Origin of the sequence: Pseudomonas sp. IT-P74, assembly GCF_949768175.1 — a bacterium.
GTDB lineage: Bacteria > Pseudomonadota > Gammaproteobacteria > Pseudomonadales > Pseudomonadaceae > Aquipseudomonas.
The window spans coordinates 158,179-178,331 of sequence record NZ_CATKQD010000004.1 but is presented as its reverse complement, the minus strand read 5'-3'; the positions used below and the strand labels follow the sequence as shown (position 1 = coordinate 178,331).

At 60.7% G+C, this 20,153-nt stretch carries 12 protein-coding genes; 4 read left to right on the top strand and 8 right to left on the bottom strand.

What is annotated here, in order from left to right; translation table 11 throughout:
- Nucleotides 1-162: 162 nt before the first annotated feature.
- The 8 genes from ACM6J5_RS04430 to glnE all read right to left on the bottom strand — a co-directional run bounded on the left by ACM6J5_RS04430 (nt 163) and on the right by glnE (nt 10,378).
- On the bottom strand, nt 163-1,614 hold the full coding sequence (locus tag ACM6J5_RS04430; protein WP_414927899.1) for a lipopolysaccharide kinase InaA family protein: 1,452 nt from the start codon (nt 1,612-1,614) through the stop codon (nt 163-165).
- Nucleotides 1,614-2,366: a lipopolysaccharide kinase InaA family protein gene (locus ACM6J5_RS04425; RefSeq protein ID WP_414927898.1), complete on the bottom strand. Its 753-nt coding sequence runs from the start codon at nt 2,364-2,366 to the stop codon at nt 1,614-1,616. Before ACM6J5_RS04425 ends, ACM6J5_RS04430 begins: the two co-directional genes overlap by 1 nt.
- Nucleotides 2,363-3,097 carry a lipopolysaccharide kinase InaA family protein gene (locus ACM6J5_RS04420; protein WP_150672362.1) on the bottom strand — a complete coding sequence of 245 codons (735 nt, stop codon included), beginning with the start codon at nt 3,095-3,097 and terminating at the stop codon, nt 2,363-2,365. Before ACM6J5_RS04420 ends, ACM6J5_RS04425 begins: the two co-directional genes overlap by 4 nt.
- On the bottom strand, nt 3,097-3,903 hold the full coding sequence (rfaP, locus tag ACM6J5_RS04415) for a lipopolysaccharide core heptose(I) kinase RfaP (protein WP_095943213.1): 807 nt from the start codon (nt 3,901-3,903) through the stop codon (nt 3,097-3,099). The genes ACM6J5_RS04420 and rfaP overlap by 1 nt, the downstream gene beginning before the upstream one ends.
- Nucleotides 3,904-5,025, bottom strand: a complete 1,122-nt coding sequence (locus tag ACM6J5_RS04410) for a glycosyltransferase family 4 protein (protein ID WP_414927897.1) — start codon at nt 5,023-5,025, stop codon at nt 3,904-3,906.
- The gene (gene waaC, locus ACM6J5_RS04405) at nt 5,025-6,086 is read right to left on the bottom strand and encodes a lipopolysaccharide heptosyltransferase I (RefSeq protein WP_095943215.1); all 1,062 of its coding nucleotides are present in this window, start codon (nt 6,084-6,086) and stop codon (nt 5,025-5,027) included. Before waaC ends, ACM6J5_RS04410 begins: the two co-directional genes overlap by 1 nt.
- 1 nt (nt 6,087) lies before the next feature.
- The gene (gene waaF / locus ACM6J5_RS04400; RefSeq protein ID WP_414927896.1) at nt 6,088-7,122 is read right to left on the bottom strand and encodes a lipopolysaccharide heptosyltransferase II; all 1,035 of its coding nucleotides are present in this window, start codon (nt 7,120-7,122) and stop codon (nt 6,088-6,090) included.
- A gap of 316 nt (nt 7,123-7,438) precedes the next feature.
- Entirely contained in the window at nt 7,439-10,378 is a 2,940-nt protein-coding gene (glnE, locus tag ACM6J5_RS04395; protein WP_414927895.1) for a bifunctional [glutamate--ammonia ligase]-adenylyl-L-tyrosine phosphorylase/[glutamate--ammonia-ligase] adenylyltransferase, read from the bottom strand.
- Between the two features lie 383 nt (nt 10,379-10,761).
- Here glnE and aceE point away from each other — a divergent pair, with 383 nt between their 5' ends.
- From aceE to ACM6J5_RS04375, 4 genes are all read left to right on the top strand, one after another.
- Nucleotides 10,762-13,407, top strand: coding sequence for a pyruvate dehydrogenase (acetyl-transferring), homodimeric type (aceE, locus tag ACM6J5_RS04390; protein WP_095943218.1), 2,646 nt, complete (start codon nt 10,762-10,764; stop codon nt 13,405-13,407).
- Between the two features lie 11 nt (nt 13,408-13,418).
- On the top strand, nt 13,419-15,371 hold the full coding sequence (gene aceF, locus ACM6J5_RS04385; protein ID WP_414927894.1) for a dihydrolipoyllysine-residue acetyltransferase: 1,953 nt from the start codon (nt 13,419-13,421) through the stop codon (nt 15,369-15,371).
- 273 nt (nt 15,372-15,644) lie between these two features.
- Nucleotides 15,645-17,039 (top strand): alkaline phosphatase D family protein, encoded by a 1,395-nt coding sequence (locus tag ACM6J5_RS04380; protein ID WP_414927893.1) that lies wholly within the window; start codon nt 15,645-15,647, stop codon nt 17,037-17,039.
- Nucleotides 17,040-17,273: 234 nt separating this feature from the next.
- Nucleotides 17,274-19,967, top strand: coding sequence for a putative bifunctional diguanylate cyclase/phosphodiesterase (locus ACM6J5_RS04375; RefSeq protein WP_414927892.1), 2,694 nt, complete (start codon nt 17,274-17,276; stop codon nt 19,965-19,967).
- Nucleotides 19,968-20,153 lie beyond the last annotated feature (186 nt).

The following is a 20,153-nucleotide window of genomic DNA, read 5'->3' as shown; positions in this document are numbered from 1 at the left end:
CCCAAGAACGCGTAGGACGGTTCACAAAAACTTGTCTGCTTTTCTGAGTGGCCTTGCGGGCCTCTTCGCGAGCAGGCTCGCTCCCACATTTGGACCAAAGTGCTCACAAGTTTTGTGTTCACCACCAATCCCTGTGGGAGCGAGCTTGCTCGCGATAGCGGTTTAAGCAGCGCTGGAGATGTCTTTGGGCAAGCGCTGATCAATGACCTGATAAAGGGCACTACCTTCAGGCCAATTGCGCATGAACCGTGCGCGATCCCTGGCATACGCTGGGGCGAAGCTGCCGAGAGAGCCGTGCTGGCACATCGAATCGAGGTCGATCAGCGCCCAGCGATCCTGCTGCCAGAACAGGTTATGCCCCTTGAAGTCGCCATGACTGATGCGCAGGCGAATCAACTCGGCGAACAGGTGATCCAGTGCCAGCAGCTCGGTTTCCGGTGCGTCGCCGTTTTCAACATACGGTGCAAAACGCTCGATGATGTCCGGACCCGACAGGTACTCGGTGATCAGGTAGGCCCGGCTTCGCAGCCACAGGAAACGCTTTTCCAGCAACGCCAGCGGCTTGGGCGTGGCAATCCCGAGGAATGCCAGCCGATTGCCTTCGCGCCAGGAATGCCAGGCCCGGCTCGGACGCCAGAAACGCTTGAGCCAGTGGGCAAAACCCTTGATGTTGTAGCGCTTGATCACCAGCGTGCGGCCATCCACCTCGACCTTGCCGACGCTCGCCGCACCGCCGGTCTTGTACAGATGCCCCTGATCGAGCAGGGCATCGGCCTGCTCCAGCACAGGCACCATCGACGGCACTTCCTCGCGGCGAATCGCCCGCAATTCGAAGGCCCCGCGCTGGACACTGAACAGCGTGCACTCGCGGCCGACCTTGATCAGGAAGTCCTTGAGGCGCCAGCTGCGGACCTTGTCGATCTGCTTCTGCAACGCTTCCATGGGCAAGGCGTGTTCGCCGTTGCTGAGCAGGTAGTACACCAGCAACTCTTCAATGAAGGGTTCGATCGACTTCGGCAACTGGGCGAAGAACACCCCGAGGTTTTCCAGGACCTTCTGCCGGGACAGCGGCTGCCCCGGCGTTTCGGAGCAAATCCCGGCGCCGTCGATCAAGTACAGACGACCACGCTGACGCAGCAGGTTGTCCAGGTGCAGGTCCTCCTGCCACAGACCTTTGCGGTGCATCTGGCCGATCGCCCCTAACGCCTCGGCCAGCACTGCCCCTTGCCCATCGGACAGTACCGGTTGCTGCTCAACCTGCTTCCAGGTATCACCCAGGCTTTCGGCGCCCTCCAAAAACTCGAACAACAGCCAACCGCCCTCGCCTTCTTTCAGGCCATCGGCCAACAGCTGCGGCGTGGTCAATCCTTGAGCGGCAAGCAAACGCACGCCATCGAGCTCACGCTGGAAGTGCCGCGCAGCCTTGCTGCCGACCAGCAACTTGGCCAACACCGGCCGGCCGCGCCAGACGCCGGCACCGACATAACGCTGCCCCGGCAACACCCGCAACAGGCTCAGCAGTTGCAGCTCGGCAGGGCCGGCGGCGTCGGCCAGCGAAACGCTCAGCGGCAAGGCCGGGCTGCGGCCGGTGGACTTCAATTCGGATAAACGCATCAGCGCGGCCCCTTCTGGCTGCGCCGCGCGGTCAGACGCTGCAGCCAGCTGTCGATCAGCGAGCTGTCCTGCGGTTGATCCAGATAGGCGGCCAGCAATTGCCGCAGCTGCGACTCGCCCCACTCGGGCGCACGGCGCGTCAGCGGTTCCAGATCCTTGACTCGGTCACGCTGCCCGTACAGCAGCGGCCGGGTCTTTTCCAGGTCGATCAATTGAGCCTGATAGCCGTTGCCGGTGGCGCGCATGAAAATGTGCTTGGGATAAAAGCACCCATGCACCTGGCGTGCAGCGTGCAGCTGCCGGGCCAGTTCGCCACTGGCCTTGAGGATTTCCGTGTGCTGCTCAGGGCTCAATTGAGCCCAGCGCTGCAGCAGCGAGTCGAGGTCGTCCCAACCGTCCAGGGCACGGGTCATCAGGATCGCACGGACTTCGCCATCGACCTTGCGCTCGCCGTAGAACACCGCTTCGAGCGCCGGAATACCCATCTTCCGGTAACGGGAGATGTTGCGAAACTCGCGAGCGAAACTCGGCTCGCCGAACGGGGCGCGCAAGGTGCGGGTCAGGTAGTTGCTTTGACGCTTGAGGTAGAAACCATGACCTTCCAGATCCAGCCGAAACACACTGCTCCAGCCGCCGCGACCGGTGTTGGGTTCGTCCACCGCATCGAGCTGTTTGGCCCAGAGCGCCTCGAACGTGCCGAGGCCATGGCGCTCAAGCAGCGCTCGGTCTTCAGCGGCCAGAAAATCAGTCATTCGCGTCCCTCGAAAAATCTAACCACGTGCCGGATGCGTTTTTTGTCCGCGGCGTTGAGCCGGGTCCGGTTGCGGTATTGCAGGTAAAAGCGCAGGCGCTGGGTAGCCGACAATTGATACTTGGCGACCTTGTCCAGGCACGCCAGATCCTTGGTAATACGGTACTTGAGCCAGAAACCGCGCCAGAAATCGCCGTTGGGGCAATCGATCAGAAACACTCGAGCCTCATCGTCGATCAGCAGGTTGCGCCACTTCAAATCATTATGGGTGAAGTGGTGGTCGTGCATGGTCCGGGTGTATTGGGCCAGCTGGCGACTGACGGTATCGACCCAGGCGCGATCCGACAGCTTCGGGTCGCGGCGCTCGGCCAGTGCCGACAAGTCTTCGGTGCGCGGCAGTTCCCGGGTAATCATCGCGCCGCGAGCGTAGGCCGCACCGCGCCGCTCCAGCCCCCAGGCCACCACTTCGGCAGTGGGGATGCCCCACTTGGCGAACCGCTTGAGGTTCTGCCATTCCATCTTCACCCGAGGCTTGCCCAGGTAACGCCGCAAGCCTTTACCAGCGCCCACATACCGCTTTACGTAATAGTTGACGCCCTTGCGCTCGACCCGGATGACCTCCGAGAGCACGTCACTGGTCAAACGTTCGCCTTGCAGCGCAAACACAGCCTCGAGGCTGCCAAAGTCATCGGCCAGCTCGCTGTAGGCCGGATCCAGTTTCCAACCCGACATCAGAGCGCATCCCCGTATCGCTGTTTACGCTCGTAGAGCTTGTTGGCCTTGCCGTCGAGCCAGCTCAGCAACCCGGCTTCTTCGCTCAGTATCAGGCGTAGCGGCTGCTGGAAATAGCCTTTGAGGAAACGCAACTTGTCGCGACGGGTCAGGCCGATGTCCAGCGCGGAAAAGTACAGCGCGGCCAGGTCCTTGTTGCGCCAGCGCGAGGTGATCGCCGGACGGGTCTGGGCGCGGTGCAGGTCGATCACCGAGAGTTTGAAGTCGTCGGCAGTCACCGGCTTGTCGGTGTGCAGCAGGAAATGGCAGATGTAGCAGTCGCGGTGGTTGACCCCGGCACGGTGCATCATGCCGGTCATGCGTGCGACTTCGGCGATCAGCGCGCGCTTGAGTTTTGGCTCGGGCGGCTGCTTGACCCAGTTGATACTGAAGTCTTCCAGGCTGACCGTCGGCGCCAGCTCTTCTGTAACGATGAAGGAGTGCTGGTCGGCCGGGTTGCTGCCCTTTTCGCCATACGCGACGGCGGTCATGGTCGGCACGCCGACTTCCTGGAGGCGTTGAATGGCCTTCCATTCCTGGCCGGCCCCCAGTACAGGAAGCTTGGCAGTGAGCAGGTTCTTGAAGATTTCGGCCCAGCCGATGCCACGGTGGATTTTCACGAAGAACCCGTTGCCGTCGACTTCCGTGCGTAATGTCCGGCGCGCTTCCAGCTCGCGGTACACCTCGCCCTTGAGTCCCTCGACTTCGGCGAACGGGTCGCGTCCAGCCCAGAGGCTCTTGAACGGTTCAGCCAGCATCAACTTCATTTAAGCGTGCTCCGCCAGAATCACATCGGCCGCGTGCTGCGGCATGCTGTAGAGGTCGGCCGTTTCGGCGAAGGCCAGACCATTGCGGCTCCAGGCCGCCCTTGCTTGAGCGTCGTTCAACATGCCGGTCAGGTACTGCGTCAGTTGTGCCTGATCGAACGGTTCGTCCAGCACCAGACCCGCATCGGCCTCGGCGATGTAATGGGCATAACCGCACACCGCACTCACCAGCACCGGCAGGCCGGCCACCAGGGCTTCGAGCAAAACCGTCCCGGTATTTTCGTTGTACGCCGGGTGGATCAACAGATCGGCACCCAACAGGAAACGCGGGATATCGCTGCGGCCCTTGAGGAAGGTGACGTTATCGCCCAGCCCCAATGTCGCACTCTGCATCTGGAATAACTTGGGGTCATCCTGGCCAATTACAAACAGCCGGGTGCGCTTCTTGAGATCAGCGGGCAATGCCGCCAACGCCTTGAGGCTGCGATCGACGCCCTTGGTCTTGAACCCGGAGCCGATCTGCACCAGCAGCAGTTCGTCGTCCTTGAGATTGAATTCAGCGCGGAACCCGGCGCGAATGTCATCGGCATTCACCGGCCGGCGACGATCCTGGGCGATGCCCGGCGGCAGCAGGTGAAAGCGCTCCAACGGCGTGTCGTAATGCTTGATGAACAGCGGCTGCTGGACCTCGGAAATCATCAGTACTTCGGTCTTCGCCTCTTTGGCGAACACCGCCCGCTCGTATTCGGCGAAGTGGCGATAGCGGCCCCAACGGCGATACAGCGAGTTACGCAGGTTCTGCGCCTTGTCTTCGAAACAGCCGTCGGCGGCGTAGTAGACGTCCAGGCCCGGCATCTTGTTGAAACCGATCAGGCGATCCACCGGGCGCTTGGCCAGGTCCGCCTCCATCCATTCGCTGAGCTTTTCGTTGCGCCGATGGTTGAAGAACGCCTTGACCGGCGCCACCAGCACTTCGAAACCCGGCGGTACGTCGCCTTCCCAGATCAGCGTGTAGACGCGAATCTGATGGCCGCGCTTCTGACACTCCAGGGCGATTCGCATGAAATCGCGCTGCAAGCCGCCAAACGGAAAATACTTGTACAAGACAAATGCCAATTGCATCAGCGCAGCTCCTCAGCCATTAACAACGTGCTCAGTCGGCTGGCGACACGCTCGGGATTCAGACGCGTGAAGCACAACGGCCACTCGCGTTTGAGGTCAAATTGACGGGCATCTTCAGCCGTCGGTTGATAAGTGCATTTCTTTTGCAGGCACGGCGCACAAGGGAAGTCGCTGGCCAAGTGAATCTGCACTTTGCCATAGGCGCCGGTCAGGCCCGGATTGGTCGGGCCGAACAGCGACAGCGTCGGTACATCCAGCGCGGCGGCCAGATGGCCGAGGCCGGTGTCCACCGCCACGCAGGCTTGTGCACCTGCCAACACCTTGCCGACACCGGCCAGGTTCAGCTTGGGCAACACTTCGGCGTGTTTGAAACCGGCAGCGATGCGCTCGGCCCGGGCTTTCTCCTGCGCATTGCCCCACGGCAGCTTCACCCCGACGCCCAGGTAGCCGACCCGCTCGGTCAGTTCGCGCCAGTAGGCTTCGGGCCAGTGCTTGGTGTCCCAGGTGGTGCCATGCAGAAACACCACGTACGGATTCTTGCGCGGCAATTCCACCAGGCGCTCGATATTCAGGCCGTAGTCACCCAGGCCTTTGGGCAAGTCATAGCCCAACGCGATGGCGAACAACTGACGCACTCGCTCCACCGCATGCTGCCCGCGGGCAACGGCCAGGCGTCGATCGTAAAAGCGCGCAGCGATGGGCTCACGCGCCGAGCTTTTATCAAGGCCGGCCACCGGGGCCTTGACGTAACGGGTCAGCCAGGCGCTTTTCAGCAAGCCCTGGGCATCGATCACCAAGTCATAATTCGTGGCGCGAACACTTTGCTTGAAGCGCTTCCACTCACCGCTCTTGATGGTCTGCCAGATGTTTTTGCGCCAGCGACGGATCGCCACCGGAATCACCTTGCCCACCGCCGGATGCCAGGTCGGGATCTCGGCAAAGCCTTCTTCCACCACCCAGTCGAATTTGATGCCGGGAATCGCCCGCGCCGCGTCGGTCAACGCCGGCAACGCGTGAATGACATCGCCCAACGAAGAAGTCTTGATCAACAGAACCCGCAAGTTATTTGACCTCGACCACAGTGCCTTGCAACCGCTGCAAGGCTTCGTTCACAGCCTGCGGCATGAGCTGGCGCAGGCAATTGTAATGGCCGAAACGGCAGGTGCGGTCGAAGCATGGGCTGCATTCGATACCCAGGCGAACGACTTCGACGTGCTCGGCCAGCGGTGGCGTGAACCCCGGCGATGTCGAACCGTAGACGGCGACCAGCGGGCGGTTCAGCGCGGCGGCGACGTGCATCAGGCCGGAGTCGTTGGACACCACCGCATCGGCGCAGGACATCAGGTCGATGGCTTCGGCCAGCGAGGTGCCGCCGCTGAGGTTCACTGACTCCTCACGCAGGCCGGGAATCAGCCGCGCGCGGATGTCTTCGCCCACGGCGTGATCGTTTTTCGAACCGAACAGCCAGACTTGCCAGCCCTCGCGGATCTTCGCTTCGGCCACCTTGGCGTAATGCTCGGAAGGCCAGCGCTTGGACTCACCAAACTCGGCGCCGGGGCACAGGGCCAACACCGGGCGGTCGAGGGTCAGGCCGAATTTGGCCAACGCTGCTTCGCGGGTAACCGGGTCGATCTGCAGCGTCGGGCGCGGATAGGGTTTTGGCAATTCAACGCCCGGCTCGAACGCCAGGGCCATGAAGCGCTCGATCATCAACGGGTAACGATCCTTGTCCAGCGTGCGCACATCATTGAGCAGGCCATAGCGCAATTCGCCACGCCAGCCGGTGCGTTTCGGGATGCCGGCAAAAAACGGCACCAGCGCCGACTTCAGGGAGTTGGGCAACAGGATCGCCTGGTCGTACTGGCCGGCCAGGGATTTGCCGATGCGTCGACGCGTTGCCAGCTCCAGGACACCGTGACCGAGCGGAAAGCTCAAGGCCTGACGAACTTCGGGCATGCGCTCAAGAATCGGCCGGCTCCACTCGGGGGCCAGCACGTCGATTTCGCATTGCGGGTGGCGTTGTTTCAGACACTGGAAAAGTGTCTGCGCCATCACCATGTCACCGACCCAACTGGGCCCAACGATCAGAATTTTCATGTGGTTTCCATAAACGAACCGGGGAGGCCTACGCCTCCCCGCCTCGAAAATCTCTGCAGGAGCACGGTGGCTTGCGATGGGTCATCACCTTCAACATTGCTGTCGACTGTCACTCCGCTATCGCGAGCAAGCTCGCTCCCACATTGGGTATTGGTGTACCTCGATCCGCATGACACTGCAGATCTACTGTGGGAGCGAGCTTGCTCGCGATGGTCGTTAACGATAACGCGGCAAGTCTGGCACCCCGCTGCGCTCTCAAGTTCATCGCGAGCAAGCTCGCTCCTACAGGGGATATTGACGTATCAAATATCCCGTTTCAGCTTAGCCCCAGCTCACGCCAGATCCGCATGACCTGCCGCCGTTCGTCCGCGAACTGGTCGCCCGGAATCACCCCCGGGTCCTTCTGCAAGGCCTGCCGGTGGGCGGCGGAACGGTACGCTTTATACGCTTCACGCAACAGGCTGGCATCTTCGACGGGCATCAGCCCTTCATGCTCCAGCTCTTCCAGAATGCGGATGTTGTCCGTCCAGCGCAGCAATGGCGGGTGTGTTTCGGACCACGCCAGGGCCGCGTATTGCACCATAAATTCAATATCGACGATACCTCCGGCGTCCTGCTTGATATCGAACGGCGCCGTGGCTTCGAAGGCATTTGCCCCGGTGCCGGCCGCGGTGCTCTTGCTGCCCAGGTTATCGCGCATCTTGGCGCGCATCTCGCTGACCTCCTGGCGCAGGGTTGGCAGGTCACGCGTCTTGCCCAATATCGCAGCACGGACTTTCTCGAAGGCCTGGCCGACATCCTGACTGCCCACCAACACCCGCGCCCGCACCAGCGCCTGGTGCTCCCAGGTCCAGGCTTCGTTCTCCTGATAACGGGCAAACGCCCCCAGGGAACTCACCAGCAAGCCCGACGCGCCGGAAGGCCGCAGGCGCATGTCCACTTCATACAGCTGCCCGGAGTTGGTCTGCGCCGTCAGCAAGTGAATGATCCGCTGCCCCAGCCGGGTGAAAAATTGCGCGCCGTCGATGGGTTTGACGCCATCGGTTTCAGCCTGCGGATCGCCGTCGTGGATGAACACCAGGTCCAGGTCCGAACCATGCCCGAGTTCCAGGCCGCCGACTTTTCCATAACCGACAATGATGAAGCCGGGATCGCACAAGGTGCCATCGGTGCGCAGCGGTGTGCCGTACTTGGCCACCGTTTGCCTCCAGGCCAGCGCCAGCACTTGTTCCAGGATCGCCTCGGCGAGCCAGGTCAGGTAATCGCTGACTTTCATCAGCGGCAGGCTGCCGGCGATTTCCGAGGCGGCTACCCGCAAGCGGTGCGCCAGCTTGAAATGGCGCAGGGCTTCCATTTGCTGCTCGAGGTCGTCCTCGGGAATCCGTGTCAGACGCTCGCGCAATTCGGCGGCCAGTTCTGGCGCCAGTGGCGGCTTGAACAGTCGGCCTTCATTGAGCAATTCGTCGAGCAGCAGCGGAAAACGGGTAATTTGCTCGGCGATCCACGGGCTCGCCGCGCACAGCGTCAGCAATCGCCGCAACGCACTGGGGTTCTCGGTCAACAGCACCAGGTACGCCGAACGACGGGCCACGGCTTCGACCAGTGGCAGCACTCGTTCCAATACCAGGTCCGGATTGTCATGCTCCACGGCCTGTGCCAGCAATCGCGGAATAAAAGCATCGAGACGTTCGCGCCCCAGACGCTGCATCGCCCTCAATTGTGGACTGCCGCGCAAACCGGCCAGGGCTCTCAAGGCCTCTGGGGCATCCTTGAAACCGCCCTCTTCCAGTTGGCGGCAGGCGGCCTCATCGTCCTGGGCCTCTTCCCACAGCGGCAACCACTCACCGCCGACCACCACTTCGCTTTCGGCGCCCAGCTCTTCATCGGGATCGGCGATCACCTGCCCGAAGTGCCAGGCAATACGGCCGCGCCAATACATCAGCTGTTCGTGGAACGCCGTCCAGTTGGCGAAACCCAGCATAAAGGCAATGCGCGCCTGATCCTGCTCGCCATCGGGCAACATTTGCGTCTGGCGATCGGCAATCGCCTGAATCGCGTGTTCGGTGTAACGCAGGAATTCGTAACCTTCACGCATTTCGCTGATCACGGCCGGCGGCAGATAACCCTGACCTTCCAGCGTGCTCAGCACCTTTAATAGTGGGCGCTGCTGCAAGCTCAGATCACGGCCGCCATGGATCAGCTGGAATGCCTGGGCAATGAACTCGACTTCACGAATACCGCCGGAGCCGAGCTTGATGTTATCGGCCATGCCCTTGCGCCGCACTTCCTGCTGGATCAGCTGCTTCATGGTGCGCAGCGCTTCGATGGCGGAAAAATCCAGGTAACGCCGGTAAACGAACGGGCGCAGCATCTCTTGCAGCTGCGCGCCGGCGACCTGATCGCCGGCCACCACCCGCGACTTGATCATCGCGTAGCGTTCCCAGTCGCGACCCTGGTCCTGGTAATACTGCTCCAGCGCGTTGAAGCTCAGCACCAGTGCGCCCGCCGAACCGTAAGGACGCAAGCGCATGTCGACGCGGAATACAAAGCCGTCGACGGTCATCGGGTCCAGGGCCTTGATCAGCCGCTGGCCCAGACGAATGAAGAACTCCTGATTATCCAGCGGGCGTTTGACGCCGACGGTTTCACCACCCTCGGGATAGGCGAAAATCAGGTCGATGTCCGACGACAGGTTCAGCTCCACGGCGCCGAGCTTGCCCATGCCGAGAACGACCATCTGCTGCGGCTCGCCGCTGCGCCGCCCGGTCGGCACGCCGAACTGCTGGCAATGGCGCAGGTACAACCATTGATAGGCCTGATCGATGCTGGCATCGGCCATGTCCGAAAGGTCGCGGCAGGTCTGGATCAAATCGGCCTGGCGGGTCAGGTCGCGCCAGATGATCCGCACCTGATGGCGGGCTCGCTGGCGACGCAAGGCGCGGCCAAGCTGATCGTCGGTCTCGGCCACGCTCACGGCGGCCGCGATCTGCCCGCATAACTCACCGGGGGCGAAGCGGCGGTCCAGTTCGCCGGACTGCACCAGCCCCAGCAACATCAAAGGGTCACGAACACACTGTTCAATCACGAAATCGCTGGCGGCGGTGACGCGGGCAAATTGCGCCCAGCGCTCCGGCGTCCAGGCAGACAGACCGTGGTCATCGTCCAAGGCAGCGACGGCAGCCCGGAACGACTGCTCGGCGCGGGTGACAAACGGCAGGAGAATGGCGGGCAGTTCAGCAAGCGAAGGGAGGCTCATGGTCTATCCTTGATCGGCGTACAACGGACTGCATGTAGTGGTTTTCGAAAACCCACTACCTGAGGGAGTGTCGAACAAAAGTTAGAAATAGCTGAAATTTCTTTAATTTTGGCAGCCAGCATCAAGCTTTTACCTTTTGTAGTTGGAAAAAGACCAACCTTAACGATTATTCTCACAACGCAGCCGGGGGCCACAAGCCGCTCTTCTGTAGTTTTACTACTCGTATATACATTAGCCGGGCTGAAATGCCGGAAGATTTGTAGTAAAACTACACGCCGCCGGAACAACCTGTCGGCAATCCAAGAATTCATAACGTCTGCCCACAAGGCCAGTCGCTAACTCAGGCAACCGATTCTGGTAGCCTTTCCGCCCTGGAGCAAGCCATGCAAGACCTCGATCCCGTCGAAACCCAGGAATGGCTGGACGCCCTGGAATCGGTTCTCGACAAAGAAGGCGAAGACCGTGCTCACTATCTGATGACCCGTATGGGTGAACTGGCGACCCGCAGCGGTTCGCAGTTGCCTTACGCCATCACCACGCCTTACCGCAACACCATCCCGGTAACCCACGAAGCACGCATGCCTGGCGACCTGTTCATGGAACGCCGCATTCGCTCGCTGGTACGCTGGAACGCGATGGCCATGGTAATGCGTACGAACCTGAAGGATTCCGACCTCGGCGGTCACATCTCCAGCTTCGCTTCCAGTGCGACCCTGTATGACATCGGCTTCAACTACTTCTTCCAGGCCCCGACCGAAGAACACGGCGGCGACCTGATCTACTTCCAGGGCCACACCTCGCCAGGCGTTTACGCCCGCGCATTCATGGAAGGCCGCATCACCGAAGACCAGATGAACAACTTCCGCCAGGAAGTCGACGGTCAGGGCCTGTCGTCCTACCCGCACCCTTGGCTGATGCCTGACTTCTGGCAGTTCCCGACCGTATCCATGGGTCTGGGCCCGATCCAGGCGATCTACCAGGCACGCTTCATGAAGTACCTGGAACACCGCGGCTTCATCCAGCCAGGCAAACAGAAAGTCTGGTGCTTCCTGGGCGACGGCGAGTGCGACGAGCCGGAATCCCTGGGCGCTATCTCCCTGGCCGGCCGCGAAAAGCTGGACAACCTGATCTTCGTCATCAACTGCAACCTGCAGCGCCTCGACGGCCCGGTTCGCGGCAACGGCAAGATCATCCAGGAACTCGAAGGCGTGTTCCGCGGTGCTCAGTGGAACGTGACCAAAGTCATCTGGGGCCGTTTCTGGGACCCACTGCTGGCCAAGGACGTCGACGGCATCCTGCAACGCCGCATGGATGAAGTCATCGACGGCGAGTACCAGAACTACAAAGCCAAAGACGGCGCGTTCGTTCGCGAACACTTCTTCAACACGCCAGAACTCAAGGCGATGGTCGAAGACCTGTCCGACGACGAGATCTGGAAGCTCAACCGTGGTGGCCACGACCCGTACAAGGTCTACGCGGCGTACCACGAAGCGGTCAACCACAAAGAACAACCGACCGTCATCCTGGCCAAGACCATCAAGGGTTATGGCACCGGTGCCGGCGAAGCGAAGAACACTGCGCACAACACCAAGAAGGTCGATGTCGAAAGCCTGAAGTTGTTCCGCGACCGCTTCGACATCCCGGTCAAGGACGACGAGCTGGAAAACCTGCCATTCTTCAAACCGGAAGCAGGCAGCGCCGAAGCCCGTTACCTGAGCGAACGTCGTACTGCACTGGGCGGCTTCGTACCTCAGCGTCGCGCCAAGAGCTTCAACATCCCGACTCCGCCACTGGACACCCTCAAGGCGATCCTGGACGGCTCGGGCGACCGCGAAATCTCCACCACCATGGCCTTCGTGCGGATCCTCGCGCAACTGGTCAAGGACAAGGAAATCGGTCCGCGCATCGTGCCGATCATCCCGGACGAAGCCCGTACCTTCGGTATGGAAGGCATGTTCCGCCAACTGGGCATCTACTCCTCCGTCGGCCAGCTCTACGAGCCAGTCGATAAAGACCAGGTGATGTTCTACAAGGAAGACCAGAAGGGCCAGATCCTCGAAGAAGGCATCAACGAAGCGGGCGCCATGAGCTCCTTCATCGCTGCCGGTACTTCGTACTCCAGCCACAACCAGCCGATGCTGCCGTTCTACATCTTCTACTCGATGTTCGGCTTCCAGCGTATCGGCGACCTGGCCTGGGCCGCTGGCGACAGCCGCACCCGTGGCTTCCTGATCGGCGGCACCGCCGGCCGTACCACCCTGAACGGTGAAGGCCTGCAACACGAAGACGGTCACAGCCACCTGCTGGCCGCGACCATCCCGAACTGCCGCACCTACGATCCAACCTACGGCTACGAGCTGGCGGTGATCATTCAGGACGGCATGAAGAAGATGACCGAAGAGCAACAGGACGTCTTCTACTACATCACCGTGATGAACGAGTCGTACCAGCAGCCAGCCATGCCGGCCGGTGCCGAAGAAGGCATCAAGAAAGGCATGTACCTGCTCGAAGAAGACAACCGCGAAGCGGCGCACCACGTTCAGCTGATGGGCTCCGGCACCATCCTGCGTGAAGTCCGTGAAGCAGCGAAGATCCTGCGCGAAGAGTTCAACGTCGGCGCCGACGTGTGGAGCGTTACCAGCTTCAACGAACTGCGTCGCGACGGCCTGGCCGTTGAGCGCACCAACCGTCTGCACCCTGGCCAGAAGCCTAAGCTGAGCTACGTCGAAGAGTGCCTGAACGGCCGCAAAGGTCCGGTCATCGCCTCTACCGACTACATGAAACTGTTCGCCGAGCAGATCCGTCAGTGGGTACCGTCCAAGGAATTCAAAGTCCTGGGCACCGACGGTTTCGGCCGCAGCGACAGCCGCAAGAAACTGCGTCATTTCTTCGAAGTCGACCGTCATTTCGTGGTGTTGGCAGCCCTGGAAGCACTGGCTGACCGTGGCGACATCGAACCTAAAGTGGTGGCCGAGGCCATCGCCAAGTTCGGTATCAACCCGGAAAAACGCAACCCACTGGACTGCTGAGGAGAGATTTTGTGAGCGAACTCATTCGCGTACCTGACATCGGCAGCGGTGAAGGTGAAGTAATTGAACTGTTTGTGAAGGTCGGCGACCGTATCGAAGCCGACCAGAGCATCCTGACGCTGGAATCGGACAAGGCGAGCATGGAAGTGCCTGCGCCGAAGGCCGGTATCATCAAGAGCCTGAAAGTGAAGCTGGGCGATCGCCTGAAAGAAGGCGACGAACTGCTGGAGCTGGAAGTCGAAGGTGCCGCTGCTGCGGCTCCTGCGGCAGCCGCTGCGCCAGCCGCCAAGGCTGAAGCCAAACCGGCTGCGGCACCTGTTGCCGCGCCTGCCGCTGCCCCTGCCGCCGCTTCGGTTCAGCAAGTGCACGTGCCGGACATCGGTTCGTCGGGCAAGGCCCAGATCATCGAGATCCAGGTCAAGGTCGGCGACACCGTCGCGGCTGATCAATCGCTGATCACCCTGGAGTCCGACAAGGCGAGCATGGAAATCCCGTCGCCTGCCGCTGGCGTGGTCAAGGCCATCAGCGTCAAGCTCAACGACGAAGTCGGCACCGGCGACCTGATCCTGGACCTGGAAGTGGCGGGTGCTGCTGCACCGGCTGCTGCTCCGGCCCAGGCTGCCGCGCCAGCTGCCGCCGCTGCGCCTGCCCCTGCAGCAGCTCCGGCTGCACCGGTTGCCGACAGCGTTCAGGACATCCACGTTCCGGACATCGGTTCGGCGGGCAAGGCCAAGATCATCGAAGTCCTGGTCAAGGCCGGCGACACCGTTGTGGCCGACCAGTCGCTGATCACCCTGGAATCCGACAAGGCGAGCATGGAAATCCCCTCGCCAGCCGCTGGCGTGGTGGAAAGCGTTTCCATCAAGCTCGATGACGAAGTCGGTACCGGCGACCTGATCCTCAAGCTGAAAGTCAAAGGCGCCGCTCCGGCCGCTGCACCGGCGCCTGCCGCTGCTGCTCCGAGCGCACCGGCTCCAGCTGCTGCTCCTACCGCCGCCGCTGCACCTGCTGCTGCGCCGGTCGCCGCGCCAGCCAAGCCTGGTGCAAAAGTTCACGCCGGCCCTGCCGTGCGTCAACTGGCCCGTGAATTCGGCGTCGAGCTGAACGCCGTTGGCGCCAGCGGTCCGCACGGTCGCATCCTGAAGGAAGACGTGCAGGTTTACGTCAAGGCCATGATGCAGAAGGCCAAGGAAGCACCGGCCGCTGCTGCCGGCGCAAACGGTGGCGCGGGCATCCCGCCGATTCCGGTCGTGGACTTCAGCCGCTTCGGTGAAATCGAAGAAGTGCCGATGACCCGCCTGATGCAGGTCGGCGCCGCCAACCTGCACCGCAGCTGGCTGAACGTGCCGCACGTGACGCAATTCGACTCGGCGGATATCACCGAACTCGAAGCGTTCCGTGTTGCCCAGAAAGCCGTTGCAGAGAAGGCCGGCGTCAAGCTGACCGTGCTGCCATTACTGCTCAAGACCTGCGCACACCTGCTCAAGGAACTGCCGGACTTCAACAGCTCGCTGGCGCCAAGCGGCAAAGCGATCATCCGCAAGAAATACGTGAACATCGGCTTCGCCGTTGACACCCCGGATGGCCTGCTGGTGCCGGTCATCAAGAACGTCGACCAGAAGAGCCTGCTGCAACTGGCCGCCGAGGCTGCTTCCCTGGCTGAAAAAGCCCGGACCAAGAAGCTCTCGTCGGACGAGATGCAAGGCGCCTGCTTCACCATTTCCAGCCTCGGTCACATTGGCGGCACCGGCTTCACGCCGATCGTCAACGCGCCGGAAGTGGCGATCCTCGGTGTTTCCAAGGCAACCATCCAGCCAGTCTGGGACGGTAAAGCCTTCCAGCCGAAACTGATGCTGCCACTGTCGCTGTCCTACGATCACCGTGTGATCAACGGCGCCGCTGCTGCACGCTTCACCAAGCGTCTGAGCGATCTGCTGGGCGACATCCGCACCATGCTCCTGTAACACCGACCGGCCCTCCTTCACCGGAGGGCCAGTTGCGTTCCACGTTTCCGAGCGCCACGCTCGTACCTCAACCCCGCCAATTTGGCGGGGCTTTTTTTGCCTGATGTTTTACTTAAAACGTCTTCCTACATTTGTGGCTGATATCGCCCACAACTCGAATCCATTTCTGCCAGATATTTTTTCGGGCCAAATAACTAGCCTTGGCTGCAAGTCTACTTATTACATCCGAAACAACCATCTAACCAATTCACAAGCAGCCGAATGGATTCAAACATGCTTAAACCAACTGTCGGCCCGATTATTGGCCACATCACAACTAATCACGCGCGTATTTTCTTGCGCGGCGAACACAATAAAAACACGTTGGTATTTGCCGGCATCCGTTATAGACGACAAGGCGAAGACCAATGGTCAACAGGCAACTTTGCGAAACTCGAACCCGAGCGCGACATGTGCGAAGTCTTTGCACTAAACAACCTGTCCGCCGACTCCGACTATGAGTATCAGGCGGGGTGGTTCAGCCCGATAAGTCCGGTGCACACCATCGACACGCTGAATGAACTGCCGCTGCAATGGCCACGGCAGGTTTATCACCTGCGGACCCGTTCCAGCCAGGCCGGCCTGCCAAAGGCCTACATTGTCGGTTCCTGCCGATACTTGCGCATAACCGCAGGTATCGCATCGGCCCCTCACCTGGGCGACAGAATCTTCGCTTCAATTTCACGTCTGGTGGAGCAAGCCAGTCCTCCCGTCAGTGCGCTGGTGATGACGGGCGACCAAATCTATGTCGATGATTTGAACATCATTGCCCCGGATCGGGAACTCAAGGAAATCCTGCATAAATATCGTGTGGCGTTTTCGCAGATAAATATCGCCAGATTAATGTCCAGCCTGTCCACTTACATGATCCTTGACGACCATGAAATAGAAGACAATTGGCCCGCCAACAAGAGCAAGTCCGATGACTACTTATATGCAAACGCGATCAGGGCCTATGAGTTGTATCAGGCCAGCCATAGTCCAGCTCATGCACTCACCGATGATGGACTTGTAAATAAACGACTGGACAAATACTGGTATCAATTTAATGAAGGCGATATCGAATGGTTTGTGACCGACAGTCGAACCCGACGCAATCTGTCGACCACTGACCGACGCATTCTCGATACAGCCCAGGAACAGGCCTTGTGCGGCTGGCTGATCGACAGCCCGGCGCGGGTCAAATTCGTGGTCACCAGTGTCATGTTCTACCCTGACCAAAAACGCTCGGATGATGACGCCTGGCAGGCCTTCCCCGAACAACGGCTGCGGTTGCTGGAGACCATTCGCACACACCGCATCACGAACGTCGTGTTCATTTCCGGTGATGTTCACGGTTCGCTGACCAGCCGGTTGACCCACAGCGAGGACCCGGACTTCGAAGTCCACACCATCGTCTCGTCACCGCTGTGCAACAGCAGAATGTTGCCCTATGCCACGGCTTCCACGTTCGCCCTCGATCAACCCTTGGTCCGCACCGCCTCCGGCGACTATCGGCATGAGCTGACCAGCAACGTGATCAGCCAGGATAACTTTGCCCACCTGGTCGTCGATGCCGGGCAGCTCCAGGTGAATTATCACGACCGGGAGGGCACGCTTTTGCAGTCCATTGGCATCCCGATTCGCTGACCCGGAAACAGATCGCAGTCATTTGCAATACTTGCAAAACTGCGATTTTTCGGCGAATAGCGATACTTTTTACCACCGACTGAAGAAAACCCGTCGTCTGCCGACATATTCTTATAGCACTTGGCCTTCATCTCTCTTGTCAGTCGGTGTCGCAATGATGCAACCTTGCCGCAGGCAACAGTAAAGAGGGCGAGAGCCCGGCGCGTTCAGCATATTCGAAGCGAGTTTCCCTCCATGAAAAGCCAACCCGATGCCGCCAGCCGTATGGTGGCCGAGGTAGTGACGCAGTTGCCTGTGCCCTCGCGGCTCGGCATGCTGCGTTTCGAACGGCTTAATGAACCCAGCTGGGCGCTGCTGTTTCTCGATCCCAATTGCGAACGCCAGTTCGGCCTGCCCGCCGTTGAGCTGTGTGCGCTGGTGGGTTCGCCCTACGCCAGCCTGATGGAGCCGCAAGCGCGCTATCAACTGCACGACGCGATCCAGCAACAGCTGACTGAAAGCACGCACTACCTGATCCGCTACACCCTGCACACCGCCTCTGGCTCCCTGAGCCTGCTGGAGCTGGGCGAAGCCTACAAACAACACAATCGACATCTGTTGCGCGGCTACCTGCTGGTCATCGACGGTCTGTTCGAAGATGACCCGCTGCAACCGGCCCTGGATCTGGAAACCCAGAACTCGCGCCTGCAGATTGCCCTGGAACTCAATCAGCGCGCCCAGCAGGAGCAACTGCTGCATCTGGACCGGGTGCGTGCCCAGCAGGACCTGATCCTGCTGCTCACCCGTCAACGCTACAGCAGCAACAACTCCTTGCGCGAAGCCGCCGAGCTGATCACGCGCAGCGCCTGCGACATCTACGAAATCGACAGCGCCAGCCTGTGGCACCTCGAAGGCTCGATGCTGGTGCCGATCTCGGCCTATCACCGCACGAATCAGCAATACCTGCTACCGCAACCGATCGACGTCAGCGTTTTCCCCGATTACCTCGACGCCCTGCACACCGGCCGCGCCATCGACGCCCATAACGCCATGCGCGACCCGCGCACCCGGGAGATGGCCGAAAGCCTGCGCCCGCGCGACGTCAACGCAATGCTCGACGCCAGTATCCGCGTCGATGGCCAGGTGGTCGGCGTTTTGTGCCTGGAGCAAACCGGGGCGACCCGCGCCTGGCAGTCGGATGAAATCGCCTTCGCCGGAGAACTGGCGGACCAGTTTGCCCAGGTCATCAGCAACCACAACCGGCGAACCGCCACCAGCGCCCTGCACCTGTTCCAGCGCGCGGTCGAACAAAGTGCGAACGCCTTTTTGCTGGTCAACTGCGATGGCGTGGTGGAATACGTCAACCCGAGCTTCACCGCAATCACCCAATATTCCACCGAAGAAGTGCACGGCCAGCGTCTGTCAGAACTGCCAGCCCTGGAGAACCTCAGCGAACTGCTGTTCGACGCGCCTTCAGCACTTGCCAAGAGCAACAGTTGGCAGGGCGAATTCAAAAGCCGCCGCAAAAACCTCGAACCCTACTGGGGCCAGTTGTCGATCTCCAAGGTTTACGGCGACAACCGCGAGCTGACGCACTACATCGGCATCTACGAAGACATCACCCAGACCAAGCTCGCACAGCAGCGTATCGAGCGCCTGGCCTACACCGACAACCTGACCAACCTCGGCAACCGCCCGGCGTTCATCCGCAACCTCGATGAACGCTTCGCCCGGGACAGCGACGCGCCGATCAGCCTGTTGCTGGTGGACATCGACAACTTCAAGCGGATCAACGACAGCCTCGGCCACCAGACCGGCGACAAACTGCTGATCAGCCTGGCCCGGCGCCTGCGCAACAGCCTGATCCCTAGCGGCAGCCTGGCGCGATTCGCCAGTAACGAATTCGCCGTATTGCTGGACGACAGCGACCTCACGGAGGGCCAGCAAGTGGCCAACCAGTTGCTGGCGACCCTCGACAAACCGATGTTCGTCGACAACCAGTTGATCAGCGTCACCGGCTCCGTGGGCCTGGCCTGCGCGCCGCTGCACGGGCGTGATCCGCAAACCCTGATGCGCAACGCCGGGCTGGCGCTGCACAAGGCCAAGGCCAACGGCAAACACCAGGTGCAAGTGTTCACCGAAGCGCTCAACGCCGAGGCCAGCTACAAGCTGTTCGTCGAAAACAACCTGCGCCGCGCCCTGACCCAGAACGAACTCGACGTGTTCTATCAGCCAAAACTGTGCCTGCGCAGTGGTCGCCTATTGGGCATGGAAGCACTGCTGCGCTGGGACCATCCGGAAAAGGGCATGATCCGCCCGGACCAGTTCATCAGCGTCGCCGAAGAAACCGGGCTGATCATTCCGATCGGCAAATGGATCGCCCGCCAGGCCTGCCGCATGAGCAAAGCCCTGACCGCCGCCGGCCTGGGCAACCTGCAAGTGGCGATCAACCTGTCGCCCAAGCAGTTTTCCGACCCGGACCTGGTCGCCTCCATTGCCAACATCCTCAAGGAAGAAGCCCTGCCGGCTCATTTGCTGGAGCTGGAGCTGACCGAAGGCCTGCTGCTGGAAGCCACCGAAGACACCCACTTGCAGCTCGACCAGCTCAAACGCCTGGGCCTGACCCTGGCCATGGACGACTTCGGTACCGGTTACTCGTCGCTCAGTTACTTGAAAAAATTCCCCATCGACATCATCAAGATCGATCGAAGCTTTATCCACGAAATCCCGGACAACCAGGACGACATGGAAATCACCTCCGCGGTGATCGCCATGGCCCACAACCTGAAGCTCAAGGTCGTGGCCGAAGGCATCGAAACCGCCGAGCAGTTGTCGTTCCTGCGCCGTCACCGCTGCGACGTCGGCCAGGGCTACCTGTTCGACCGTCCGATCCCGGGCAACGAGCTGATCGACAAGCTCAAACGCTACCCGCGCGGCCCAATCGCCTGACAAACACAGAATCTGCGGCAGGCAAAGAACCTGTGGGAGCGAGCTTGCTCGCGATAGCGGTGGATCAGTCGCCATTGATACTGAAAGTTATGCCCTCATCGCGAGCAAGCTCGCTCCCACAAGGTAGTGCGTATCGGGCAGGTATTGGGCACACTGACAGCCTGTTTATTTACAACCCAACCTGAC